The organism is Streptomyces gottesmaniae (assembly GCF_031845845.1).
In the GTDB taxonomy this organism is placed as follows: domain Bacteria; phylum Actinomycetota; class Actinomycetes; order Streptomycetales; family Streptomycetaceae; genus Streptomyces; species Streptomyces akebiae.
In genome coordinates this window covers 174721-198850 of the sequence record NZ_JAVRFJ010000015.1, presented here as the reverse complement: position 1 = coordinate 198850, position 24130 = coordinate 174721, and the positions used below count along the sequence as shown (strand labels likewise).

Here is a 24130-nt window from a genome sequence, read left to right as displayed (position 1 = left end):
CCGGAGGTCAACCCTTGTCCAGCGCGACCCCCCGTTTGGCCGCCTGGATCTGCTCGTAGACGTGGGTGCGCAGTTCCGCGAAGCGCGGAGCCACCCGGGTGTGCAACTGGTCACGCTCCGCGGGGAGATCGACCTTGAGCTGCTCCCGCACGACCGTGGGGGAGGCGGAGAGGATCAGGACGCGCTCGCCCAGGTAGACGGCCTCGTCGATGTCGTGGGTGACGAAGAGGATCGTGATCCCGCGCTCCCGCCACAGCCCCCGTACGAGGTCCTCCAGATCGGCGCGGGTCTGGGCGTCGACCGCCGCGAACGGCTCGTCCATCAGCAGGACGTCCGGCTCGTACGCCAGCGCGCGGGCGATGGCGACCCGCTGCTGCATCCCGCCGGACAGCTGCCACGGGTACGCGCCCGCGGCGTCGGACAGACCGACCGAGGCGAGCGCGTCGTCGACCAGTCCGCGCCGCCGCTGCCTGCTGAACTTCTTCTGCTTGAGCGGGAGTTCGACATTGTCGCGGACCCGCATCCAGGGGAAGAGGCTGCGCCCGTACTCCTGGAAGACGACCGCCATGCCCGGCGGCGGCCCCGTCACCGGGCGTCCCCCCAGGCGGACTTCGCCCGCCGTCGGCTTCAGCAGCCCGGCCACGCACTTCAGCAGGGTCGTCTTGCCGCAGCCCGACGGGCCCACCAGACAGACCAGTTCGCCCGGGTCGACGGTGAAGGTGAGGTCCCGCACCGCCTCCACCCGCCGCCCGGAACCCTCGTAGACCTTCTTCAGGCCCGCCACGTCGAGCAAGGCATCCATCGCCCGCTGCCCCTTCTCGAGTTTCACTACGACCGCCGGGTGGACGCGCGCAGACCGTGGTACCAGCCGAGCACGCGCCGCTCGACCAGCCGGAAGACGACGGACAGCAGGAACCCCAGCAGACCGAGCACGAGAATGCCGGTCCACATGTCGGGGATGGCGAAACCGCGCTGGAACTGGACGATGGTGTAGCCCAGTCCGTTGCTGGCCGCGGTCATCTCGCTGATGACCATGAGGATGATGCCGATGGACAGCGCCTGGCGCAGCCCGGCGAAGATCTGCGGGCTCGCCGAGCGCAGCACCACGTTCCGCAGCCGCGCCGCACCCGTGATGCCGTACGACCGGGCCGTCTCCGCCATCACGGAGTCCACCGCGCGGACGCCCTCGACCGTGTTGAGCAGGATCGGCCAGACGCAGCCGCTCGCGATCACGGCGATCTTCATCGTGTCGCCGATGCCCGCGAACAGCATGATGACCGGGACGAGAACCGGCGGCGGTACCGCCCGCAGGAACTCCAGGACCGGTTCGCAGACGGCTCGCACCCGCCGGTAGGAGCCGATCACCGTGCCGACCGCCACACCGACGACCGCCGCCAGGGCGTAGCCGGCCGTCAGGCGCAGCAGGCTGGGCAGGACGTCGGCGCGCAGCCGCTCCTCCGTCCAGACGTCCGGGAAGGTGCCGAGGATCGTGCGCAGCGGTGGCCAGAACACATCGGTGCTGTCGTCCGACACCAGCCACCACGCGGTGACCAGTACGAGGGGAAGGCCCGCGACGAAGAGCAGCCGGAACAGGACACGGCTCACACCGCCACCTCCCCGCGCACCGACTGGTGCCAGGCCAGCGCCCGCCGCTCCACCGTCCGCGCCCCCACGTTGATGAGCAGCCCCAGCAGCCCGGTGACCACCACCAGGGCGTACATCTCAGGCACCGCCTGCGAGGTCTGCGCGACCGCGATCCGTTGCCCCAACCCCGGGGCGCCGATGACCAGTTCGGCGGTCACGGCCAGGATGAGGGCCACGGCGGCGGCCAGCCGGACGCCCGTCATGACGTACGGCAGGGCGGTGGGCCACAGCACGTGGCGGATCCGCGCCCAGGTGCCGAGGCCGTAGGAGCGGGCGGTCTCCTCGGCGACCGGGTCGACGTCCTGGACGCCGTACAGGGTCTGGATCAGGATCTGCCAGAAGGACGCGTAGACCACCAGCAGCAGCACCGACCGCAGTTCGCTGCCGTACAGCAGGACCGCGAGGGGGATCAGGGCGACCGAGGGGATCGGGCGCAGGAACTCGATCGTGGAGGACGTCACCTCGCGCAGATACGGCACGACGGCGATGACGACCCCCACCAGGATCCCGGCCGTGACGGCGATCAGGAGGCCGACCGCCCAGCCGGTGAGGGTGTCGCCGAGCGCCGTCCAGAAGGCTTCGTCGGCGAGCTCGGTGACGAGGGCGTCGACGACCCGGCTGATCGGCGGGAAGTAGTCGTCCTTGACGACGCCGACCCGGGGGACCGCCTCCCACAGCGCGAGGAACCCCACGAGGCCGGCCGCGCCCAGTGCGGTGTTGCCCGTCCTCACGGCAGCAGCTTGTCCAGGTCCGGGGCCTTGTCGAACAGGCCGTCCTGCACGCCCAGTTCGGCCAGCCGCTCGATGGAGGAGCGGTCGGGTTCCGCGGGGAAGTGAGGCAGGGTCAGCTTGTCCAGCAGGTCGCTCGGGATCTTCGTGTACGTGGTGAGGATCTCGCGGACCTCCTCCGGGTGGCTGTCGGCGTACTCGAGGGACTCGACGGTCGCCTCCTGGAACTTCTTCACCAGCTCCGGGTTCTTCTGGGCGTACTGCTGGGAGGTGAAGTACATGGCCACGGTGAGGTTCGGGTCCACGTCGTAGAAGTTCGACGCGATGGACCGGCCGCCGGCCGCCTTGACGGTGGCCAGCGCGGGCTCCGGGGTGCAGGCCCCGTCGACCTGGCCCTTGTCGAGCGCGGCGGGCATCTGGTCGAAGGCCATCTCGACGAACTCGACCTTCGACGGGTCGCCGCCGGCCTTGCGGATCGACTCCCTGATCGAGGTGTCACAGATGTTGTTGAGCGTGTTGACCGCGACCTTCTTGCCCTCCAGTTGGTCGGGGGACTTGATGGGGCTGTCCTTCTTCACCGTGATGCCGCAGAAGTCGGCACCCTTGTCGGCGGTGGACGCCACACCGTTCGCCACGACCTTGACGGGCACGTTCTTGGACTGGGCGACCAGCAGCGACGTCGTGTTGCTGAACCCGAACTGGAACTGGCCGGAGACGACTCCGGGCACGATCGCGGCCCCGCCCTGAGCGGGCGTCAGCTCCAGCTTGAGGCCGCGCTCGGCGTAGAAGCCCTTCTTCTGGCCCAGGTAGACCGGAGCGACGTCCAGGATGGGAATGACGCCGACCTTGAGGGTGGTGGTACCGCCGGACCCGCCGGCCCCGCCCGACCCCGAGGAGTCGGACGAACCGCAGCCCGTGGCGGCCAGAAACAGAGCGCCGGCCGCGAGGCCGATGGGCAGACGACGCATGGCTCCCCCTAGTGGGACAGTTGCTCGACGACGTGTGCGTAGACCGCACAGCAGTGCACAGCGCGAACGTAGAGCGTCGCCGTGGGTGGGTCAATGCCCCTGCTGTGCAAGGTTGTTGACAGTTTCTGAAGTGTGCTCCTAGCGTGCGCAGAGCGCACCACCGTGCGTACGGATCGCACCACCGTGCGTACGGACCGCACGTGCCGGGCGTCTCCGTGCGTCTTCCTGGAGGCGACGATGGCAGACCCAGCCCGGTTCGGCGCAGCCCGCGAACCGCACTTCGTCCGGTCCTTCGAGCGGGGACTCGCGGTCATCCGGGCCTTCGACGCGGAACATCCCGCGCTGACCCTCAGCGAGGTCGCCCGGACCTGTGAACTGACCCGGGCCGCCGCCCGCCGCTTCCTGCTCACGCTCACCGACCTCGGCTACGTCCACACCGACGGCCGACTGTTCCGGCTGACCCCGCGCGTGCTCGAACTCGGCTACGCCTACCTGTCGAGCTTCACCCTCCCCGACCTCGCCGAACCCCATCTGGAGCGGCTGGTGGCGCAGGTCGGCGAGTCGTCCTCGCTGTGCGTCCTCGACGGCGACGACATCGTGTACGTGGCCAGGGTGAGCGCGAGCCGGATCATGACGGCGACGATCACCGTGGGCACCCGTTTCCCCGCCCATGTCACCTCGGTCGGCCGGGTGATACTCGCGCATCTGCCGGACGAGGAGATCGACGCCCGGCTGGCCCGCGCCGACCTCGTCCCCCTGACCCGGTGCACCCTCGCCTCCGCCGACCAGCTCAGGGCCGAGCTGCGCCGCGTACGACGGCAGGGGTACGCCCTGGTCGACCAGGAACTGGAGGAGGGGCTCCGCTCTATCGCCGTGCCGGTCCGGGACCGGGACGCCGAGGTGGTGGCCGCCGTGAACATCCCCGTCCACGCCGGGCGCACCTCCGTGGAGGCGGTACGCCGCGACCTGCTGCCCCATCTGCTCGCCACGGTCGCCCGGATCGAGGCCGACCTGTGCGTGACGGGAACGGCCCCGGCCGACTGCCCCGGCCCCCGCCGCTAGAGGTCGAGCACCAGCCGTGACCCCTGGCAGCGTGACACGCAGATGAGCATGGTCTCCCCGGCCGCCCGCTCCTCGTCGCTGAGCACCGAGTCACGGTGGTCCGGGGTGCCCTCCAGGACATCCGTCTCGCAGGTCCCGCAGGTGCCCTCCGCGCAGGAGTAGAGCACCTCGACCCCGGCGGCGCGCACGGTGTCGAGCACGGAGACCCCGACGGGGACCGTGACGGTCTTCCCCGTCCGCTCCAGCACGACCTCGAACTCGCTGTCCGGGCCGGTCTCCTGCTCCTTCGGCCGGAACCGCTCGACCCGGAGCGCCTTGCCCGGGCACCGCTCCTCGACCGCGTCCAGCAGCGCGCCGGGACCGCAGCAGTAGACGAGGGTGTCCTCGGGCAGCCCGTCCAGCACGGACCCGAGGTCGAGCAGCCCGGTCTCGTCCTGCGGGGCCACCGTCACCCGATCCCCGTACGCGCCCAACTCCTGCTGGAACGCCATGGATTCACGGCTGCGACCGCCGTACAGCAGCGACCACTCCGCGCCCGCCGCCTCGGCCGCGGCCAGCATCGGCAGGATGGGCGTGATGCCGATGCCGCCGGCCACGAACCGGTAGCGGGGCATCGGCTCCAGCGCGAAGTTGTTCCGCGGCCCGCGCACCCGGACCTTGTCGCCCCGTGCCAACTCGGTGTGCACGTACGCCGATCCGCCGCGACCGTCGGGCTCCCGCAGCACCCCGATCCGCCAGGTGTGCCGGTCCGCCGGGTCGCCGCACAGCGAGTACTGCCGCTCCAGATCGGGCCCGAGCAGCACATCGATGTGCGCGCCCGGTTCCCAGGCCGGGAGCTCCTCGCCCAGCGGATGCCGCAGGGTGAGGACGAGGACGCCCTCGGCGGCGAACTCCCTGCTGTCGAGGATGAGTTCGGCCTCGTAGACGGGCGAGGTGGAGGACGAGGTCATGACGTGTTTCCTTGTGGCTCGTGTCCTTGCGGGTGGGCGAGCATCCACTCCCACATCTCGATGGGGTCCTGCGCGGTGTTCTCGCGCCCGCAGTGACAGGTGCCGTGCAGGATGTCCGTGCCCGGCAGCCAGTCGATGCGGTAGACCTCTCCGGTCCGGAAGGTGGGCACTGTGCTCACTGGACCTTCTCCACCGGCTTCTCGCCCTGCTCGACCAGCCGGGCGAGTATGCGGCGGGCGGCCAGACCACCGGTGTCGATGTTGATGCTCAGCTCCTGGTAACCGGTGCGCTCGGAGCCCAGCGTCTCCTGGAGCAGGTTCAGCGCGACGACGTCCTGCATGACGACCGTGTGGTTGTTGCCCTTGAGGAACCCGGTGACCTCGTCGTCGTCGGTCGCCCAGTCGCGGGAGACCATCCAGAAGTCGTACACCTTGCCGTCCGTCGACGGGGTGATGGCGTAGGTGATCTCGGTGTGGAACCCGTTCGGGTCGCTGCCGTCCGCCTCGGGGACCACTCCCACGGGGGCGATCCGGCTGTGCAGCAGGTACAGGCACGGGGCGAAGTACTCGATGTCCTGCCAGCGGGTGATGCGGCCCTCGATACCGGTCGACTTCGCGTAGAACGGCGGGCACTCGGCGTCGTCCATGTGCCGGCTCACGCGGACGACGCCGGCGCCCTCGTCGACCTCGGTGGTGATCGGCGTCTCGGCGACCTCGGGGGTGCCGATGTAGCCGCCGTGCAGATACGTCTCGTGGGACAGGTCCAGCAGGTTGTCGACGAGGAGGCCGTAGTCGGCGTCGATCGGCTCCATGCCGCGCACGGTGAGCCAGCCGGGTGCGGCCAGGTGCTTCGCGCGCGGGATGGTCTGCGGGTCGGCGAGCGCCGGGTCACCTATCCACACCCAGATCAGCGAGTCCTGCTCGACCACCGGGTAGGAGGCGACACGGGCCGTCCGCGGGATCCGCTTCTGCCCCGGCACGTACACGCACGCGCCCGTCGTGTCGTACGTGAAGCCGTGGTACCCGCACACGATCCGGTCCCCGTCCAGCCCGCTCTTGGAGAGCGGGTACCGGCGGTGCACACACCGGTCGTGCAGCGCGACCGGCGTCCCCTCCTCCTCCGTCCGGTAGAAGACGAGCGGCTCACCGAGGATCGTCCGACCGAGCAGCTCCCGCCCCACTTCCTCGGCGTAGGCGGCGACGTACCACTGGTTCCTGGCGAAGGCGGTCATGTGAGGCATGGGGTTCCCGTCCCTGTCGGCGGGGCGTCCTCGCCCCGCGTGCCGTGGTTGGACTCAGCGTCCTGACGGCCGCGGCCACCGCGCAAGGCGGCTTCCGTCAGGCGGAAGCGTCTCTGTGAAAGGGCTGGTCAGCGGCGCTGGAGCCGGTGGGCGAGGAAACCGACCCGTGGTTCTGCCGGCGCACGTCAGGCGCGGCGGACGTTCGGCTTGGACTTGCGGGCGGAAACCGATCGGTTTCTCCGGCATGGCTGACCCCACCGACGTTTCGCTCGACGATGTACTGGCGGTGCTCAGGCCTTGGAACTCGCATCGCCGCCGAGCCGTGTCCGCCGCACGTCACCGGGCAAGAGCGCGTCCGCCGGACGGCGGGACCGCTTTGCCCGGCCGTGGCGCGCCCGCCCGGCGCTGTTCGCGCGGCGGTCCCCGGCGCGTCACACCCGCGCCACGGACCCTTCCCCGGCGTTCGTTCCTCTTGGACCATTCCTTGCGCGCAGGTCACATCCGACGCACCACGTCAGGACAAGAGGTCATTCACCCATGCCTGAAGTCAACCGGCGGCGATTCCTCCAAGTCGCGGGCGCCACAACGGCGTTCAGCGCACTGTCGGCCAGTATCGAGCGGGCCGCGGCGCTGCCCGCGCACCACCGTTCCGGCACGATCGAGGATGTCGAGCACATCGTCGTCCTCATGCAGGAGAACCGGTCCTTCGACCACTACTTCGGCTCACTGAGAGGCGTACGGGGTTTCGGCGACCCGCATCCGGTGACGCTGGACAACGGCAAGAGCGTGTGGCACCAGTCGGACGGCACGAAGGACGTGCTGCCGTTCCACCCCGAGGCCGACGATCTCGGCATGCAGTTCCTGGAGGGGCTGCCGCACGGCTGGCCGGACGGGCACGCCGCGTACAACGGCGGCAAGTACGACAAGTGGGTGCCGGCCAAGGGCACCACGACGATGGCGTACCTGACGCGTGAGGACATCCCGTTCCACTACGCCCTCGCCGACACGTTCACCGTGTGCGACGCCTACCACTGCTCCTTCATCGGCTCGACGGACCCCAACCGCTACTACATGTGGACGGGGTACACGGGCAACGACGGCAAGGGCGGCGGCCCCGTCCTCGGCAACGACGAGGTCGGCTACGACTGGACCACCTACCCCGAGCGCCTCGAAGCGGCCGGGATCTCCTGGAAGATCTACCAGGACATCGGCGACGGCCTCGACGCGGCCGGTTCCTGGGGCTGGATAGCCGACGCCTACCGGGGCAACTACGGCGACAACTCGCTGCTCTACTTCAACAAGTACCGCAACGCCAAGCCCGGCGACCCCTGGTACGACAAGGCCCGCACCGGGACGAACGCGAAGGCCGGCGACGGCTACTTCGATCTGCTGAAGGCCGACGTCAAGGCGGGCAGACTGCCGCAGATCTCCTGGATCGCCGCGCCCGAGGCGTTCTCCGAGCACTCCAACTGGCCCTCGAACTACGGCGCCTGGTACATCTCCCAGGTCCTCGACGCGCTCACCTCCAACCCGGCCGTCTGGGCGAAGACCGCGCTGTTCATCACGTACGACGAGAACGACGGGTTCTTCGACCACCTCGTGCCGCCGCTGCCGCCGCGCGACGCGTCCCACGGCAAGTCCACGGTGGAGGTCGGCCCGGACCTCTTCGCGGGCAGCCCGACCCATGTCGCCGGTCCGTACGGGCTCGGCCCGCGCGTGCCGATGCTGGTCGTCTCCCCCTGGAGCAAGGGCGGTTACGTCTGCTCGGAGACCCTGGACCACACCTCGATCCTGCGGTTCATGGAGCGGCGGTTCGGGGTGCGCGAGCCCAACATCTCGCCGTGGCGGCGGGCCGTCTGCGGTGATCTGACCTCGGCGTTCGACTTCTCCCGCAAGGACAGCCGCCCCGCCGCGCTGCCGGGCACCGACGCGTACGAGCCGCAGGACCGCGAACGGCACCCCGACTACCGGCCAGCCGTGCCGGCGGACCCGAGCATGCCGAGGCAGGAAAGGGGACTGCGTCCCGCCCGGCCGCTGAAGTACGCGCCCCGGGTGGACGGTTCGGCCGACCCGAAGACCGGGACTTTCACCCTCACGTTCGCCTCCGGCGGCAGGGCGGGCGCGGCGTTCCTCGTCACCTCGGGCAACCGTACGGACGGGCCGTGGACGTACACCACCGAGGCGGGCCGGGCCGTGTCGGACACATGGGACTCCGTGGCCTCCGGGGGCTCGTACGACCTGACGGTGCACGGCCCGAACGGCTTCCTGCGGGTCTTCGAGGGGTCGGGGAGGACGCGCGGGCCCGAGGTCACCGCGCGCCATGTCGGCGACGACGTGGAACTGACCTTCACCCACCAGGGATCCGGGACGGTGAGTCTGAAGGTCGCCAGCGCGTACGGTGGCCGGTCCCGCACGGTCCGGGTGCGCGCCGGGGCCACCGTCCGGCAGATCGTGGACCTCCGGTCCAGCCGTCGCTGGTACGACCTGACGGTCACCGCCGAGGGGGGCTTCCTCCGGCGGTTCGCCGGGCACGTGGAGAACGGGCGGGCCGGGGTGAGCGATCCGGCGCTGGGGTCGAGGGGCGCCTGAGAGCTCGGGGGGCCTGGTCGGGCGGCCACCGGTTGTCGTGGCTGGTCGCGCAGTTCCCCACGCCCCTGGAGGCCTGCGGCCCCCGGGGGCGCGCTCGGGCGGCACGGGTGGGCCGGTGAGGGCGTCCCCGCCTCGCGTCAGAGGGGGGTGAGGTGGCCCGGCTCCTGGAGGCCGGGCCGGCGGCGGGGCAGCAAGGACGGTTCCGTGGGGGCTCGCCGAGGCTCCAGGGCGAGGACCGCCGCCACGGGGTGGTCCTCGCCCGCCGGGGCGGGACCCACGAGCCCAGCGGAAGAGGCCGGTGTCATCGGTCGGATCTCCACCTCCGGCGCCACCCGGGTGAGCAGCACCACACCTCGCGCCGACACCACCGCTCCGGCCCCCGCGAGCAGCGTCCCCGCGACCCCGCCCCGCAGACCCTCCCCGAGGAGGGAGAGGCCGATCACGGCGGCGGCCAGCGGGTTCGACAGGGTCACGACCGCGAGAGGAGCGCCCAGACCCCCTTGGTACGCCGTCTGGGAGAGCATCAGCCCGCCCACGGCGAACGCGGCGACCAGCAGCGCCACCACCACGACCTCCAGGTCGAGGAGGGACCCCGAGGTGTCCGTCGCGGCGACCGTGACGGTCTGGGTGAGCGCGGAGGCGACCCCCGAGGCCATTCCGGAGGCGCCGGCGTGGCGCAGTCCGGGTTTGGCGCCGGGCCGCGAGAGCAGGCCGACCAGGGCGACGGTCGCGCCGGCCACGGCCACGGCCTCCGGAAGACTCAGCACGTCGTCCGGGGCGGGCCCGGACGCGACGACCAGGATCGCGGCGAGACCGGCCAGGGTGAGCGCGGTGCCCCGCCACTCCGTCGAGGTGACCTGGCGCCCCGCCACCCGCGCACCGAGCGGCACCGCGGCCACCAGGGTGAGCGCGCCGAGCGGCTGCACCACCGTGAGGGGACCGTACTTGAGGGCGACGACGTGCAGCAGCGCGGCGCCCGCGTTGAGCGCGACCGAACTCCACCAGGCACCGCTGGCGAGCATCCGCCGTACGCCCGCGCCGGCGCTGCGCGAGGCGAGCCGCTCCTGGGCCACGGCGGCGGCCGCGTAGGCGACGGCGGAGACGAGTGACAGGGCGACGGCGACGAGGGTGGCGTTCATCGTCCCGCTCCCGCCAGGACCGGCTCCTCGGCCGGAACGAGGGCCCTGGAGCGCTGCCCGGCGGTGGTGGCCGTCCGGTGCGGAAGCTGGATGACGGCGAGGGCGGCGGCCAGCAGGACACCGGCCGCGATCGCGTCCAGCCAGTAGTGGTTCGCGGTGCCGACGATCACCACCAGGGTGACCAGCGGGTGCAGCAGCCACAGCAGGCGCCGGCGTGAGCGGGTCGCGGCGATCAGGCCGACCGCGACCATCAGGGCCCAGCCGAAGTGCAGCGAGGGCATCGCCGCGAACTGGTTCGCCAGCGAGTCGGTCGCCGGCGTCGCCGAGTACACCGTCGGCCCGTACACCTGTCCGGTGTCGAGCAGGTGCGCGCCGTCCAGCATCCGCGGCGGGGCCAGCGGGAACGCGAGGTGCAGCAGCAGCGCGGCGGCGGTGAGCGCGGCGAGGACCCGCCGTGCCCAGACGTAGTGCCCGGGGCGCCGCAGGTACAGCCAGACCAGGAAGGCCGCCGTGGCGGGGAAGTGGACGGTCGCGTAGTAGACGTTCGCGAGGTGGACCAGCGTGTCGTCGTGCAACAGGGCGGACTGCACGGAGCCCTCGCCCGGCAGGCCGAGGGCGCGCTCCCAGCTCCATACGTCGTGCGCGTTGCGGAAGGCCTCGGCGGTGTGGCCGTTGGCCAGCAGTCGGCCGGACTTGTAGACGAGGAAGAGCCCTGCGACGAGCAGGAGTTCACGGACGAGGGGCGGCCGCGGTATCGCGGCGGCCGGCTCTTCCGCAGGCGCGGTGCGGCATTCCATCCCCGGCCCTTTCACTTACGGCGCTCGTGGCGCTGGTTCCCTTGGCGGTACGGCCGGTTCGGCCGGTACGGCGATGCGGGCAGTGCGGTGAGGCAGGCAGCAGTGCGGGCAAGGCCGACGATCGATACGCCGTAGTACCGATACGTGCTGGTACCGATACGAGAGTGTACCGATACGCCACTGTACCGAAACGAAGGGGTATCGATACGTCACTGTACCGATACGAAGCCGTTCCGGTACAGTGGCGTTTCGACAGGCCTTTCGGCATGAGGACGACCGAAGGAGACACGAGCCATGACGTCGCAGGCAGCGGACGGGCCGGAGACGGCCGTCGCCTCGCGCCGCTCCAAACTCACGCCCGAGCGCGAGCAGGAGTTCTTCGACGCTGTGCTCGAACAGATCCGCGAGTGCGGTTATGACTCGGTGACCATGGAGGGCGTCGCCGCGAGCACACGGTGCAGCAAATCGACGCTCTACCGGCAGTGGCGGACGAAACCGCAGTTCGTGGCGGCCGCGCTGCGCGCGCGCCGCAGTGTCCGCTTCGCGGGGATCGACACCGGCACCCTCGCCGGTGACCTGCGCGAGGTGGCCCGGCACGCCGGGGAGGGCTACGTTCTGGAGGGCCGGCTCTTCCAGGCCCTCGGCAATGCCGTCGTGCAGGACGAAGAACTGCGGGCGGCTCTGCGCGACGCGCTGGTGGAGCCGGAGATCGACGCGCTCCGGGCGATGATCGCCCGCGGGGTGGCGCGGGGCGAGGTCCCCGAGGACCACCCGGCGCTGGAGTTCGTCCCGGCGCAGATCTTCGGAGTCCTGCGGGCCCGGCCGGTCCTGGAGGGCCGGGACGCGGACGAGACGTACATCATCAAGTTCATGGAGGCGGCCGTGCTGCCGACGCTCGGCCTCGTGTAAGGCTCAGGCCGCCGTCCGTGAGTCGAACCGGACGACGACCTGATCGCGCCGCACCGTGGGGACGGGGGCGGCGCGTAACCCCGGCCGGGTGGGGTTCCTCTGGAGCGGAGAGGAATCCCACCCGGCCGACTTTCCCCACCCGACCGATCGCGCCGACCGGTCATGCCGCGAAGGAGCACGCCGATCGATCACGCCGACGGGTCCGGCCGGCCTCACACGTCCTGACCGCTGCCGCCCCCGCTGATCGACGCCTTCTTGATGCCCTTGGTGATCTCGTCGATGACCGCCTGCTTGGGCGCTGCGTCGCTCACGTCGATGCCGAAGCGGACCACGACGAGCCGCGAGGAATCGGCCGGGGAGGGGAAGGCGAGCGACTCGACATAGCCGTCGTCGCCCTTGCCCGTGACCACCTTCCAGCGGACGTGGTAACCCTTCTCGCCGGCCACGGTCACCGCTCCCGAGGCCAGTTCCTCGTGCGAGGTGATCTTCCCGTAGCCCTCGCTGCCGTAGGCGTCCTCGGCGTTCTGGGCGATGTCCTCCTTGGCGGCCGCCTCGGCCGTCGTGGCCTTCAGCTTCAGCAGTTCGGCGGGGGTCGAGTAGGCGCCGCCGCGCGTGCACGTCTTCGAGGGGTCGGCCGGGCACTCGTACGACGCCTCGGTCGTCACCTGTGCCCCGACCCGCAGCGGTGAGGTGACCCAGCCTTCGGGTACGGGGATGCTGATGCCGCTGGTCGTGTCGGTGGCGAACCCCTCCTCCTGCGGCGGCAGCCCGGACCCGTCCGGCGTCGGCGTCTGCCCCCCGGACCCGCCGGACCCGCCGGAGCCCCCGGAATCGCCCTGGCCACCGGAGTTGCCGCCCGGTCCACCGTCCCCGCCGCGCCCGCCGTTCTGCCCGCCCGGCCCCTGGGACGTCGTACTGCCCTCGCCGCCACCGTCGTTGCCGGTCAGCGCGTACACGCCGACCCCGATGCTGGCCAGCACCGCGGCGGCCACGGCGACGGCTATCCCGGTGCGCAGGCCGCGCCTGGGGGTGGGAGCCGGGACCGAGTATCCGGAGTACCCGGAGTACCCGGGGTACCCGGGGTGGCCCCCGGGCCCCGGCGGATAGGGCCCGGCGCTCGGCGGATAGGGCCCGGCGCCCGGCGGGTGGACCGGCGGACCGAACCCAGCGGCCGAGCCGACGGGTCGGACCTGGTCCGTCCACGCCTTGCCGTCCCACCAGCGCTCGGTGGCGGTCGCGTCACTTGTCTGCCCGGGATCGGGGTACCAGCCGGGAGGAGTCACCTGCGTCATGGGGCAACCGTATGAGGCCGGAGTGAAAACCGGATGAGAGGGGCGGATATTCGCGGCGCCCCGCCGGTGTTCTGCCCGTCGCCGCGGCATTTCCGCCGACAGTTCGGGGGCCGGCCCCCGCTGCGGCTCACTCGATGACGAGCCGCACCGGTGGCCGAGCGGTCCGGGACGGATCCGAGCGCAAGGCCGGCGTCTCGTCCAGCCGCAACCGCAGCCACAACGCCCCGAGGCCGAGCGGCAGTGTCAGCAGGAACGGCAGCCGCCACCCCCACGACTCCCGTTCCCCGGGGGAGAAGACGGTGGCGAGCAGCGCCGCCACGCCCGCCCCGCCGAGCAGCCCCAGCACCACCGTGAACGACTGCCACACTCCGTACAGTCCCCGGCGGCCGGCCGGTGCGAACTCCGTCATCACCGACACCGCGCCGCCGAACTCCCCTCCCGCCGACAGCCCTTGGAGCACCCTGAGCAGCGTCAGCAGCGAGGGAGCGGCGCCGACGGTGTCGTACGTGGGGAGCGCGCCGATCAGGGTCGTCGCGACCGTCATCAGGACGATCACCAGCACCAGCACCGGACGGCGGCCGATCCGGTCACCGAGCCTGCCGAACAGGGCGGCGCCCACCGGCCGGAAGAAGAACGCCGGCGCGAACGAGGCGCACGTCCGCACGAGCGCCTCGGTCTCGCCGCCGCCCTCCGGGGTGAAGAAACGCGCGGCGATGATCGTCGCGAAGTACCCGTACACCCCGAACTCGTACCACTCGATGAAGTTCCCCACGGCGGAAAACCGGCTCTCGGACACGGCAAGTTGACTGTCCATCACTTTCAACGCGGCAGGTGGGCACAGGGGTGCGTCGCCCGTCGGCCGCCCGGTGTCACCCGACACGGCAACAGGTGCCCGGACCAGCCTCCACTTCGCCATCCATGGGGCTACGCTCAATGACCTGTGCATCGTTCGGGCGGCCTGGGGAGGTAGCGGAATGACGGAGGCACGGCCCGACGCGGCAGCCTCGGCTTCCCTGTGGGAGCGCGACGCGGAGATCACCGCCATCACGGAGGCGATCGACGAACTGTGCGTCGACAAGGCGTCCCCCGGCAGCGTGCTGGTCTTCACCGGCGAGGCGGGCGTCGGCAAGACCGCTCTGCTCACCGAGGCCCGCCGGATCGCCGAGGAGCGGGGCTGCGGGGTCTGGTACGCACGGGGTGGCGAGACCGTCACCTCCGTTCCCTTCAACGTCGTACGCCAGTTGCTGCAACCCGGACTCATGGGGCTGATGGAGGAGGAGACCCGCGAGTACCTGGGTGACTGGTACGACATCGCCGGACCCGCCCTCGGGCTCGCCGAACCGGGCGAGGGCCAAGCGGACCCGCAGGGGGTGTGCGAGGGCCTGGTCGCCGCCGTGAACCGCCTCGTGCGCCGCGCCTGGCCGCTCGTTCTGCTGATCGACGACATCCACTGGGCCGACCAGGAGACCCTGCACTGGCTGTCCGCCCTGGCCGACCGTCTGTCGGAGATGTGCGTACTGGTCGTGGTGGCACGCCGCCCCGGCGAGGCCACCGGCGAACGCGCCCGCCATCTCAGCCGGATCGCCGCCAAGGCACGCCCCGTGACCACGCTCAGCGCGCTCACCCCGAAGGCCACCGCCGGGCTCACCCGCGCCACGGTCGGCCGGCATGCCGACGACCCCTTCTGCCGCGAGGTGTGGGCGGTCACCGGTGGCAACGCGTACAACACCGTCGAACTCCTCGCCAAGGTGAAGGACTGCGGACTGGAACCGGTGGAGGAATCGGCCGGCGAACTGCGTGCCCTGAACCGCTCCGCCCGAGGCACCGGCCTCGTGGCCCGCCTCGAAGAACTGGGAGTCGAGGCCACGCGTTTCGCGTGGGCGGCGGCCATCCTCCACACCGGGATCACCGTCGACATCGTGGCGCGCCTCGCCAGCCTGCCCCGAGCCTCGGCGGTGCAGTGCGCCGAGTTGCTGACCTCGGCCCGCATCCTCACCGAGCCCGATCCGGCCAACCGTCAGGCGGACGCCGGAGACCTGGAGTTCGTCCACCCCCTCATCGCCACCGCCGTCTACGACTCGATCCCGCCGGGCATCCGTACCGCGTTCCACGGAGTCGCCGCGACGGCCGTCACCGAATCGGGGCGCGGCGCGGCCGCGGCCTCCCGCCACCTCATCGAGGTGCACCCGGACGGCGAGGCCGAGTTGGTGGAGCAGTTGCGTGCCGCCGCGGCGGAACACCTGGCCGTGGGCGCGCCCGAGGCCGCCCGCCGCTGTCTGGAGCGAGCCCTGAAGGAGCCGCCGCAGCCGGACATCCGGGTCCGCGTGCTCTACGAACTCGGCTGCGCCACGCTGCTCACCTCACCCGCCACCACGATCGAATACCTCCGCTCGGCACTCGCCGAGCCAGGTCTCGACAGCGCCGAGCGCGTCGACGCGGTCTTCCGCCTCTCCCAGGTGCTGCTCCACAACGACCAGCTGCACGAGGCGGTCCGCACGCTCGACGCGGAGATCGGCCGACTGGACCCCGGGCCCGCCCGGTTGCGTCTCCAGGCCGCGCGCTACATGTGGGAGGGCGTCCACGCCGGCGAGGAACTCCCCCCCGACCCACTCCCAGGAACTCGCCGCCCTCGCGGCCACCTGCACCGGCAGGGACAACTCCGAACGCGCGCTGCTCATCCTCCGGGGCTTCGACGCGATGACCCGGGGCGAGAACGCCGAGGAGGTGGTCGAGCTCTGCGACCGTGCCCTCGTCAACGGCCGCCTCGCGCCCGGACTCGGCTGGACCGACACCGAGTGGGGCATCGAACTGCTCCTGATGCTGGCCACCGCGTACGCCTACGCGGACCGCCTCGACCGGGCCGAGAGCCTGTACACGGAAGCCCTGCGCACCTACGAGTCCGCCGGCTGGAGCGGAGGCCATCTCGCGCTGGCCCACGCCTACGTCGGGCTCGGACATCGCCTGCGGGGCCGGCTCAGGGACGCGGAGGCCTCCCTGCGCAGGTCGCTCGTGCTCGCCGAAGGCGTCGGTCGCGGTCTGCCCCTGTACTGGAGCACGACCTGCAACCTCGTCGACACCCTGCTCGTCCGCGGCCACGTCGAGGAGGCCTGGGCGGTCGCCGAGCAGTACAACTTCGCGCCGCCGTACCCGTCCACCATCGTGCTGCCCGAACCGAGGTCCGTACGGGGGCGGCTGCTTCTCGCGGTGGGGCGCACCAAGGACGGCATCAACGAACTGGAGGCCGCGGAGAAGGCGACGGCGGCCCGGGGCCACCACAACACCGTCACCGCCACCTGGGGCGGCGCCCTCGCACGGGCCCTCGCCACCGAGGACCCGCGCCGTGCCGCCGAACTCGCCGCGACCGTCCGCCGCCGTGCCGAACGCTTCGGTACGGACACCGCCATCGGTGAGGCCCTGCGCGTCGAGGCGTCCCTCGCCACCGGCCGCAAGGCAGCCTCCCTCTACGCCCAGGCCGTCACCTACCTGGCGGCCTCGCCCTCCGCCTACGAGCACGCCGCCGCCCGCGTCGAGCACGGCATCGCCAGCCGCTCGGTCTCCGAACTTCACCGAGGTCTGACGCTCGCCGAGTCCTGCGGCGCCGACGGCCTGGTCAGGCGGGCGCGGGAGGAACTCGCCCGGATCGGATAGGGCGTGTGCCGGACGTACGCCGGGCGACCGCGAACCGGTGTGGTGCGTGGCCGCGGCCGGCGTCTCGACGGCTTCCTGCCGAGGGGCCCCTGTCAGCCCCTACCTTCCTCTCCCTCTCCCTCTGCCTTTTCCTCCTCCGCCAACACCCGCTGCGCGGCCGCGAACGCCGAGTTCGCCGCCGGGACGCCGCAGTAGACGGCCGTCTGGAGGAGGACGGCGCCGATGTCCTCCGGGGTGAGGCCGTTGCGGCGGGCGGCGCGGACGTGCATGGCCAGTTCGTCGTAGTGGCCGTGGGCGACCAGCGCCGTCAATGTGATCATGCTGCGTTCGCGGCGGGACAGCGTCGGATCGGTCCAGATCTCGCCCCAGGCGTAGCGGGAGATGAAGTCCTGGAAGCGCGCGGTGAAGGGCGTCTGCCGGGACTGGGCGCGGTCCACGTGTGTGTCGCCGAGGACCTGGCGGCGCACCTCCATCCCGCGCTTCGCGTACCCGTCGAAGTGCCCGCGCAGCGCGGCCAGTACGGCCTCCGGCCGCTCCGCGGGGGCGAGGTGCGAGGCCCCCGCGATCTCGATCAGCGTCGCACCGGGCACCACGTCCGCGATCTCCCGCAGATGGGCGGGCGGCGTCGCCGGGTCCTGGCGGCCGGCGACGAGGAGCGTGGGCGCGGTGATCCCGGACAGCTCCTCGCGGACGTCGAACGCGGCGAGCGCGTCGCAGCAGGCGGCATACGCACCCGGGTCGGCCCGGCGGTGGTCCTCCACCAGTTCCGGCACGGTGAAACCGGGCGTGAACCACCGCGAGTCGGCGGTCTCCGCGAGCCCGGCCAGTCCCTCCCGTCCCTCCCGGCGCACCAGCTCCGCCCGTTCCCGCCACGGCTTGGCGCCGTTGAAGTGGGCCGAGGAACAGAGCACGGCGAGCGAGGAGATCCGCTCCGGGTGGTGCGCGGCCAGCCACAGACCGACCGCGCCGCCCAGGGAGACCCCCGCGTACGCGAACCGTTCGAGGCCCAGCGTGTCCGCCAGGTCCAGCACCAGGGCGGCCAGGTCATCCACCGTCGCCCCCGGCGCGATGAGCCCGGCCGGGGAGCGGCCGTGCCCCGGCAGGTCCCAGCGGACCACCCGGTGTGTGATCGACAGCTCGGGCGCCACCTTGTCCCACAGCCGGGTGGATGTACCGAGGGAGGGGCCGAGCAGCAGCGGGGGAGCGGAAGCGGGGCCCTCCGCACGGTGGTTGAGCAGCTTGTCGGTCAACGTCGCTCCAGGGCACGGTCGGTGAGGGCTCCGGCGGAGCCGGTGTAGCGGGTGGGGTCCGTGAGGTCGGCGAGGTCCAGGTCCTTCAACTCCGGCTCCTCGGCGAGCAGTTCGCCCAGCGAGCGCCCTTCGGCGTAGACGCGCTCGGCGGTCCGGGTGAGCAGCTCCCTGGCGAGGGCTCTGCCCAGCACCGGGGCCAGCTCGGCGGCCAGCCGCTCCGAGACGATCAACCCGTGGGTGAGGTCCAGATGCCGGCGCATCGCGTCGGGGTCGACCCGGAGCCCTCGCGTGAGTTCGACCGCGTCCCGGGCGGCGCCCCCGACCAGGCGGAGCAGCTCGCGCAGCGGCTCCCACTCGGCGTGCCACGCCCCGGCCGGCCGTTCGTCCTCGGCGGCCAGCGACCCGTACAGCGTCGCCGCCAGGTGGGGTGCCCGCCGGGCGGCCGCCGCGATCAGCGTCGACCGTACCGGGTTCGCCTTGTGCGGCATCGCCGACGAACCGCCCCCGCTGCCCTCGGCGACCTCCGCGATCTCCGTACGGGCCAGGGTGAGCACGTCCGCCGCCATCTTCCCCAGGGCCCCGGCGGCGAACGCCAGCGCTCCGGCCAGGTCCGCGATCGGGGTCCGCAGGGTGTGCCAGGGCAACTCGGGCGCGTGGAGACCGAGTTCACGGGCGTAGGCGGCACCCAGGGCATGGGTGTCGGTCGCCCCGAAGACAGTGAACGCCGCCGCCGTGCCTGCCGCGCCGCCGAGTTGGGCGGGCAGCGTCGCCCGTACGACGGCGAGCCGGTCCCGGGCGTCCAGGAGCAGTGAGCGCCAGCCGGCGGCCTTCAGGCCGAAGGTCGTCGGCACGGCGTGCTGGGTGAGGGTGCGGCCGGGCATCGCGGTGTCCCGGTGCGCGGCGGCGAGCACGGCCAGCGCGGACTCCGTACGGCCGAGGTCGGCCAGGACCAGGTCGAGGGTGCGCGCGGCGACCAGCATCGTCGCCGTGTCCAGGATGTCCTGGCTGGTGGCGCCCCGGTGGACGTACGGACCGTACTCCGGGCCGACCGCCTCGGTGAGGTCCGCGACCAGCGGGATCACCGGGTTGCCGCCGCCCCGCGCGCGTTCCGCGAGGGAGCGTACGTCCAGCGTGGCGGCGTCGGCCGCCGAGGTCACCGCGGGTCCGGCCGGGGCGGGGACCAGCCCCAGGGCCGCCTGGGCGCGGGTCAGCGCGGCCTCGGCGTCGAGCAGCGCCCGCAGATAGGCGGCGTCGCTGGTCGCGGCCGCGGCCGGGGAACCGGTCCACCCGGGGGCGAGCAGACCGGTGTCGGCGTCGGCAGAAGTCACTGGAACTCCAGGAAGACCGTTTCGCCTTCGCCCTGAAGGCGGATGTCGAAACGGTAGGTGCCGTTGCCCTGGTCCTCGGCGATCAGCGTGCCCCGGCGCGCCTCGTCCACGCGGGAGAGCAGCGGGTCGGCGGCCAGCGCGGCGTCGTCGCCCGGCAGGTAGATCCGGGTGAACAGGTGGACCAGCAGGCCCCGCGCGAAGACGCACACGCTGAGGTACGGCGCGCTGCGCCCGCGTGCGCCGGGTCGCAGTGTACGCGCGGTCCAATGACCGCTCGCGTCGGTCTGGACGCGGCCCCAGCCGGTGAACTCCACGCCGTTGCGGCCCAGGAAACCGCCGCTCGCGGAGTCGCGGCGCATGGAACCGTCGATCTGGGAGACGTTGCCGTCCGGGTCGGGACCCCACAGCTCCAGGAAGGCGTCCGGCAGCGGGTTGCCCTCGCCGTCGCGGATGTGGCCCTGGAGGGAGATGGTGTCGGGGTGGCCGAGGGGAGCGATGTCGCCGCCGCCGGGGAATGGCAGTGCGTGGCCGTAGAAGGGGCCGACCGTGTGCGAGGGGGTCGGGAGCACCGTCTCCGGGCGGCTGGTGTCGATCTTCGTCATGGCAGGTCAGCGTCCTTCTTCGATCCAGGTGGCCTGCGGGCCGTCGAGCACGATGTCCCAGGCGTAGCCCATCGAGAACTCCGGCACGGACAGGCTGTGGTCGTAGGTCGCGACCAGCCGCTGCCGGGCCGCGTCGTCCGTCACCGACTGGATGATCGGGTCGTAGGGGAAGAGCGGGTCGCTCGGGAAGTACATCTGGGTCACGAGCCGCTGGGTGAACGCCGAGCCGAAGACGGAGAAGTGGATGTGGGCCGGGCGCCAGGCGTTGAGGTGCTGACGCCACGGGTACGGGCCCGGCTGGATCGTCGTGAAGTGGTAGTGCCCGTCGTCGTCGGTCAGCGTGCGGCCGACTCCGGTGAAGTTCGGGTCCAGGGGCGCGTCGTGCTGTTCGCGCTGGTGGGCGTAGCGGCCGGCCGAGTTGGACTGCCAGATCTCGACCAGCTGGCCGCGCAGCGGGCGTCCGTCGCGGTCGAGGAGCCGGCCGGAGACGGTGATCCGCTCACCGATCGGCTCGCCGTCGTGCTGCCGGGTCAGGTCGTTGTCGATCTCGGTGATGTCCCGCTCCCCGAAGGCGGGGGAGGACAGCTCCACCAGCTCCGGGTCCTGGGTGACGTCGATGGAGATGGGCGGCTGCTTGGGGTGCCGCAGCACCGAGGACCGGTACGGCGCGTAGTCACGGCGCGGCTGGTGCTCGACCGGCGCCCCGTCCGCGACCCGCTTCTCGTAGGCCGCGTGTTCGGCGGCGATCTCCTGGTCGATGTCCGCTTGGGTGAGAGTCATGGGGATTCCTGAGGTGTTGTCGGTCTCGTGGAACTTGCGGGTCCGGATCGCGCCCTCCGGGGGCGCGGGGACCCATCGGCCACCGCCTCCAGGGCCATGGCGACCACCTTGTCCCTCCCTGAGGCCCCATCTCGTCCGCGTACCCGGCGACCGGTTGATCAGGGCACTGAGCATTTTGGTGAAGTTTCTTTCACGCTGCCACTCGTCGGCTCCGTCGTCAAGGCCTGCGAAAAGGGCGGATCGCATGGGTACGGGTTATGGACAGGCCCCGACGGGTGGCGGGTATCGTTCAGTGCACGGACGAATTTCCGAGCCGAGGAGCGCACATGGCCGCGGTGGACCTCTCCACCCACCCCGGGCACCTGGCCCGACGGCTGCAGCAGGCCCACTACCTGCTGTGGAACGTGATGGTCTCCGAGGAGATCACCTCGCCGCAGTTCGCGGTCCTCAACACCCTGGTCGCCGAACCGGGGCTCGACCAGCGCACGGTCGGGGAGCGGGTGGGGCTCGACCGGTCGACGATGTCCGAGGTCATCACCCGGCTCGGGCGCCGGGGGCTCCTCGACAAGGTGCGCGATCCGCAGGACGGGCGACGGTTCCTGCTGCGGCTCACGGACGACGGGATGCGGACGCACCGCAGGCTCACGGTGCGCACGGCGCGGATGAACCAGGTGTTCCTGGCTCCGTTGTCGGCCGAGGAGCAGGACGTGTTCTTCGAGCTGATCCGACGGGTGGCCGACGCGGCGGAGGAACTGCGCAGCCCGACAGAGGCGCTCCGCTAGGCGCTGTGCCCGGCGCTCCGCTACGGGGAGTCGGCGGCGTACACCACCCATACCTGGCCCTCGGCGAAGTTCATCGGTTCGCCGTCCGTCGTCGTGAAGGCCGTGCCGTCCGTCGGGGTCTTGCGCGCCCAGTCGGCCTCGAAGACCCTGCCGTCCCGCAGGACCTCCGCCCGGCCCGAGCCGACCGTCTCCGTGTACGGGGTGTTGTTGCCGAGGAAGTCACGGAACCGGGACTCGCGGACGGTCACGTACTGGACCACCACCGTGGCCGGGGCGACGCGGACGTCGTCGGTGGTGATCGTCGGGCGGCCGTCCATCGAGACCTCCCAGCGGCGGCTGTCGTCGGACCACGTGAAGGTGAAACGGGCCGCCGGGTAGCGGACGGTACGGGAGTCCTCGGGGGTGCCGCCCGACGGCGCGGGGCCGTAGCGGAAGCCGGTGGTGAGGGCGTCCGCGCCGGGCGCGGAACCCATCAGTTCACCGGGGCGCACGTAGAGGTTGTGCGGTGCGGGCTTCTCGTCGCCCCGGAAGTAGGCGCCGCCGGCGTCCTCGGGGGTCTTCGCCTGCAACGGCGCCCCGTCGATCAGCGGAAGGAGCTTGCCCTGCGCGCCCGAGAAGGCCAGGGTCGGCTCGTCGAACTGGCGCAGCAGCTCCAGGTCGGATTCGCGGGCGCTGCGTACGGGTCCGACCGCCTCCGGGAACCGTGTGGCGTACACGGCCATCAGTCGGCTGAGACCACCCTCGACCTGCTCGGCGTAGACGAGGTCCGCGGCGTCGAGGCCGGTCTGGGGGCGGGCGGCGGAGGCGTTGTCGATCTTGACGGCGAGTACCGGTCCGACCGGCGGAGCGCTGATCCGGTCGTCCCGGCGACCGTCCTCCCGCCCGCGTCCGTCGTCGCCGTCCGTGCCGGTCGTGGTGCAGCCCGCCAGCAGCACGCCCGCGACCACGGCGGCGAGCAGCGTCCCCCGCTTCGCGCCGCGCCGGATCCGCCGTATTCGCGCTCTTCGGACCCGTCGTATCCGCGGTCTGCCGCTCACCGTGCTCAAGTCGCTCATGATGCATCCGATTGTGCACTTATCCGCTCATGAATAGCCATAGTGGATTGTTTCTGACTGGTTCGGGGGTGAGGTGCCGGGTACTCGGGCGGCACCTGCTGACCGAGGCGAGGGAACGGAGTGTGGGCACGATGAAGGCAGTGACGTGGCAGGGCAAGCGGGACGTGCGCGTGGAGACCGTGCCCGATCCGGAGCTGAAGGAGCCGACCGACGCGATCATCCGGATCACCTCCACCGGGCTCTGCGGCTCCGATCTGCACCTGTACGAGGTGCTCACCCCGTTCATGACGCCGGGCGACATCCTCGGCCACGAACCCATCGGCATCGTCGAGGAGGTCGGCGCCGGCGTCCCCGACCTGGCGGCCGGGGACCGGGTCGTCGTGCCGTTCCAGATCGCCTGCGGCAGCTGCTGGATGTGTCTCACCGGGCTCCCCACCCAGTGCGAGACCACCCAGTGCACCGGCGAGGGCATGGGCGCGGCCCTCTTCGGCTACACCCGCCTGTACGGCTCGGTCCCGGGGGCCCAGGCCGAGTACCTGCGCGTCCCCCAGGCCCAGTTCGGGCCGATCAAGGTGCCGGAGGGGCCGCCCGACGACCGGTTCCTCTACCTCTCCGACGTGCTCCCCACCGCCTGGCAGGCGGTCGAGTACGCGCACATCCCGCCCGGCGGCAGCGTCGCCGTCCTCGGCCTCGGCCCCATCGGCGACATGGCGTGCCGGGTGGCCCTACAGCGCGGAGCCGAGCACGTGTTCGGCGTCGATCTGGTGCCCGAGCGGCTGCGCCGGGCGCGCGAGCGGGGCGTGCAGACCTTCGACCTCAGGGACTTCGACGACGAGAAGGAACTGGTCGGCGCCATCCAGGACCGCACCGCCGGACGCGGCCCCGACTCCGTCATCGACGCCGTCGGCACCGAGGCCCATGGCAGCGCGGCCGCCCGGCTCGCCCAGAACGCGACCGGACTGCTGCCCCGGGCCATCGGCTCACGGCTCACGGAACGCCTCGGCGTGGACCGGCTCGCCGCCCTCTACACCGCCATCGACCTCGTACGACGCGGCGGCACGATCTCCCTCTCCGGTGTCTACGGCGGCAAGGTCGACCCACTGCCCCTGCTCACCCTGTTCGACAAGCAGATACGGCTGCGCATGGGCCAGGCCAACGTCCGCACCTGGAGCGACGAGATCCTGCCCCTGCTCACCGACGACGACCCCCTGGGTGTCGACGACTTCGCCACCCACCACGTGCCGCTCACCGACGCGGCGCACGCCTACGAGATGTTCCAGCGGAAGCAGGACGGGGCCGTCAAGGTGCTCATGCAGCCCTGAGCGCCGACGACCCGGTGCCGCGCTGTCGCGTCCGCGTCCCGGTCG

General features: G+C 71.8%; 20 protein-coding genes and 2 pseudogenes. 6 read left to right on the top strand and 16 right to left on the bottom strand.

Going from position 1 to position 24130, the window contains the following annotated elements:
* Nucleotides 1–7 precede the first annotated feature (7 nt).
* Genes RM704_RS19170 through RM704_RS19155 form a run of 4 tightly spaced genes read right to left on the bottom strand, consistent with a single transcriptional unit; the run spans nucleotide 8 to nucleotide 3340 of the window.
* Nucleotides 8–802, bottom strand: a complete 795-nt coding sequence (locus RM704_RS19170; protein ID WP_033529986.1) for an ABC transporter ATP-binding protein — start codon at nucleotides 800–802, stop codon at nucleotides 8–10.
* Between the two features lie 26 nt (nucleotides 803–828).
* Entirely contained in the window at nucleotides 829–1605 is a 777-nt protein-coding gene (locus RM704_RS19165) for an ABC transporter permease (protein WP_033529641.1), read from the bottom strand.
* Entirely contained in the window at nucleotides 1602–2375 is a 774-nt protein-coding gene (locus RM704_RS19160) for an ABC transporter permease (RefSeq protein WP_033529640.1), read from the bottom strand. The genes RM704_RS19165 and RM704_RS19160 overlap by 4 nt, the downstream gene beginning before the upstream one ends.
* The gene (locus RM704_RS19155; protein ID WP_033529639.1) at nucleotides 2372–3340 is read right to left on the bottom strand and encodes an ABC transporter substrate-binding protein; all 969 of its coding nucleotides are present in this window, start codon (nucleotides 3338–3340) and stop codon (nucleotides 2372–2374) included. Before RM704_RS19155 ends, RM704_RS19160 begins: the two co-directional genes overlap by 4 nt.
* 237 nt (nucleotides 3341–3577) lie before the next feature.
* Between RM704_RS19155 and RM704_RS19150 the strand changes: the two genes are divergently transcribed.
* Nucleotides 3578–4402 (top strand): IclR family transcriptional regulator domain-containing protein, encoded by an 825-nt coding sequence (locus tag RM704_RS19150; RefSeq protein WP_311590888.1) that lies wholly within the window; start codon nucleotides 3578–3580, stop codon nucleotides 4400–4402.
* Here the strand turns inward: RM704_RS19150 and RM704_RS19145 are convergent.
* Genes RM704_RS19145 through RM704_RS19135 form a run of 3 tightly spaced genes read right to left on the bottom strand, consistent with a single transcriptional unit; the run spans nucleotide 4399 to nucleotide 6592 of the window.
* The gene (locus RM704_RS19145; RefSeq protein WP_033529637.1) at nucleotides 4399–5352 is read right to left on the bottom strand and encodes a PDR/VanB family oxidoreductase; all 954 of its coding nucleotides are present in this window, start codon (nucleotides 5350–5352) and stop codon (nucleotides 4399–4401) included. The genes RM704_RS19150 and RM704_RS19145 overlap by 4 nt on opposite strands.
* The gene (locus RM704_RS19140) at nucleotides 5349–5531 is read right to left on the bottom strand and encodes a hypothetical protein (protein ID WP_033529636.1); all 183 of its coding nucleotides are present in this window, start codon (nucleotides 5529–5531) and stop codon (nucleotides 5349–5351) included. The genes RM704_RS19145 and RM704_RS19140 overlap by 4 nt, the downstream gene beginning before the upstream one ends.
* Nucleotides 5528–6592: an aromatic ring-hydroxylating dioxygenase subunit alpha gene (locus RM704_RS19135; RefSeq protein ID WP_192829758.1), complete on the bottom strand. Its 1065-nt coding sequence runs from the start codon at nucleotides 6590–6592 to the stop codon at nucleotides 5528–5530. Before RM704_RS19135 ends, RM704_RS19140 begins: the two co-directional genes overlap by 4 nt.
* A gap of 537 nt (nucleotides 6593–7129) precedes the next feature.
* Here RM704_RS19135 and RM704_RS19130 point away from each other — a divergent pair.
* On the top strand, nucleotides 7130–9181 hold the full coding sequence (locus RM704_RS19130; protein WP_033529634.1) for a phosphocholine-specific phospholipase C: 2052 nt from the start codon (nucleotides 7130–7132) through the stop codon (nucleotides 9179–9181).
* Between the two features lie 137 nt (nucleotides 9182–9318).
* Here the strand turns inward: RM704_RS19130 and RM704_RS19125 are convergent, their stop codons facing one another.
* Both RM704_RS19125 and RM704_RS19120 read right to left on the bottom strand, forming a co-directional pair.
* Nucleotides 9319–10320, bottom strand: a complete 1002-nt coding sequence (locus tag RM704_RS19125) for a DMT family protein (RefSeq protein WP_033529633.1) — start codon at nucleotides 10318–10320, stop codon at nucleotides 9319–9321.
* Nucleotides 10317–11117 carry a phosphatase PAP2 family protein gene (locus RM704_RS19120; RefSeq protein ID WP_033529632.1) on the bottom strand — a complete coding sequence of 267 codons (801 nt, stop codon included), beginning with the start codon at nucleotides 11115–11117 and terminating at the stop codon, nucleotides 10317–10319. The genes RM704_RS19125 and RM704_RS19120 overlap by 4 nt, the downstream gene beginning before the upstream one ends.
* A 294-nt stretch (nucleotides 11118–11411) precedes the next feature.
* Here RM704_RS19120 and RM704_RS19115 point away from each other — a divergent pair, with 294 nt between their 5' ends.
* Nucleotides 11412–12026, top strand: coding sequence for a TetR/AcrR family transcriptional regulator (locus RM704_RS19115; RefSeq protein ID WP_033529631.1), 615 nt, complete (start codon nucleotides 11412–11414; stop codon nucleotides 12024–12026).
* A gap of 212 nt (nucleotides 12027–12238) precedes the next feature.
* On the opposite strand, the gene RM704_RS19110 is transcribed toward RM704_RS19115, so the two are convergent.
* Together RM704_RS19110 and RM704_RS19105 are read right to left on the bottom strand one after the other, a co-directional pair.
* Complete coding sequence (locus tag RM704_RS19110) at nucleotides 12239–13318, bottom strand: DUF2510 domain-containing protein (protein ID WP_033529630.1); 1080 nt, start codon at nucleotides 13316–13318, stop codon at nucleotides 12239–12241.
* A gap of 148 nt (nucleotides 13319–13466) precedes the next feature.
* Nucleotides 13467–14132, bottom strand: a pseudogene (locus RM704_RS19105) (MFS transporter); the annotation flags it as partial.
* A gap of 160 nt (nucleotides 14133–14292) precedes the next feature.
* Here RM704_RS19105 and RM704_RS19100 point away from each other — a divergent pair.
* A pseudogene (locus RM704_RS19100) lies at nucleotides 14293–16966 on the top strand (ATP-binding protein).
* A gap of 92 nt (nucleotides 16967–17058) precedes the next feature.
* Here RM704_RS19100 and pcaDC read toward each other — a convergent pair.
* Genes pcaDC through pcaH form a run of 4 tightly spaced genes read right to left on the bottom strand, consistent with a single transcriptional unit; the run spans nucleotide 17059 to nucleotide 20926 of the window.
* Nucleotides 17059–18216 carry a bifunctional 3-oxoadipate enol-lactonase/4-carboxymuconolactone decarboxylase PcaDC gene (gene pcaDC, locus RM704_RS19095; protein WP_033529629.1) on the bottom strand — a complete coding sequence of 386 codons (1158 nt, stop codon included), beginning with the start codon at nucleotides 18214–18216 and terminating at the stop codon, nucleotides 17059–17061.
* Nucleotides 18213–19544 (bottom strand): 3-carboxy-cis,cis-muconate cycloisomerase, encoded by a 1332-nt coding sequence (gene pcaB / locus RM704_RS19090; protein WP_033529628.1) that lies wholly within the window; start codon nucleotides 19542–19544, stop codon nucleotides 18213–18215. Before pcaB ends, pcaDC begins: the two co-directional genes overlap by 4 nt.
* Nucleotides 19541–20146 carry a protocatechuate 3,4-dioxygenase subunit alpha gene (gene pcaG / locus RM704_RS19085; RefSeq protein WP_033529627.1) on the bottom strand — a complete coding sequence of 202 codons (606 nt, stop codon included), beginning with the start codon at nucleotides 20144–20146 and terminating at the stop codon, nucleotides 19541–19543. The genes pcaB and pcaG overlap by 4 nt, the downstream gene beginning before the upstream one ends.
* Before the next feature lie 6 nt (nucleotides 20147–20152).
* Nucleotides 20153–20926: a protocatechuate 3,4-dioxygenase subunit beta gene (pcaH, locus tag RM704_RS19080; protein WP_033529626.1), complete on the bottom strand. Its 774-nt coding sequence runs from the start codon at nucleotides 20924–20926 to the stop codon at nucleotides 20153–20155.
* A gap of 326 nt (nucleotides 20927–21252) precedes the next feature.
* Between pcaH and RM704_RS19075 the strand changes: the two genes are divergently transcribed.
* Entirely contained in the window at nucleotides 21253–21708 is a 456-nt protein-coding gene (locus RM704_RS19075; protein WP_033529625.1) for a MarR family winged helix-turn-helix transcriptional regulator, read from the top strand.
* Between the two features lie 20 nt (nucleotides 21709–21728).
* Here RM704_RS19075 and RM704_RS19070 read toward each other — a convergent pair whose 3' ends face one another.
* Nucleotides 21729–22763 (bottom strand): DUF3048 domain-containing protein, encoded by a 1035-nt coding sequence (locus tag RM704_RS19070; RefSeq protein ID WP_033529624.1) that lies wholly within the window; start codon nucleotides 22761–22763, stop codon nucleotides 21729–21731.
* 131 nt (nucleotides 22764–22894) lie between these two features.
* On the opposite strand from RM704_RS19070, the gene RM704_RS19065 reads away from it, so the two are divergent.
* A complete protein-coding gene (locus tag RM704_RS19065) occupies nucleotides 22895–24085 on the top strand; it encodes a zinc-dependent alcohol dehydrogenase (RefSeq protein WP_033529984.1) in 1191 nt (396 codons plus the stop codon).
* The last annotated feature ends 45 nt before the right edge of the window (nucleotides 24086–24130 follow it).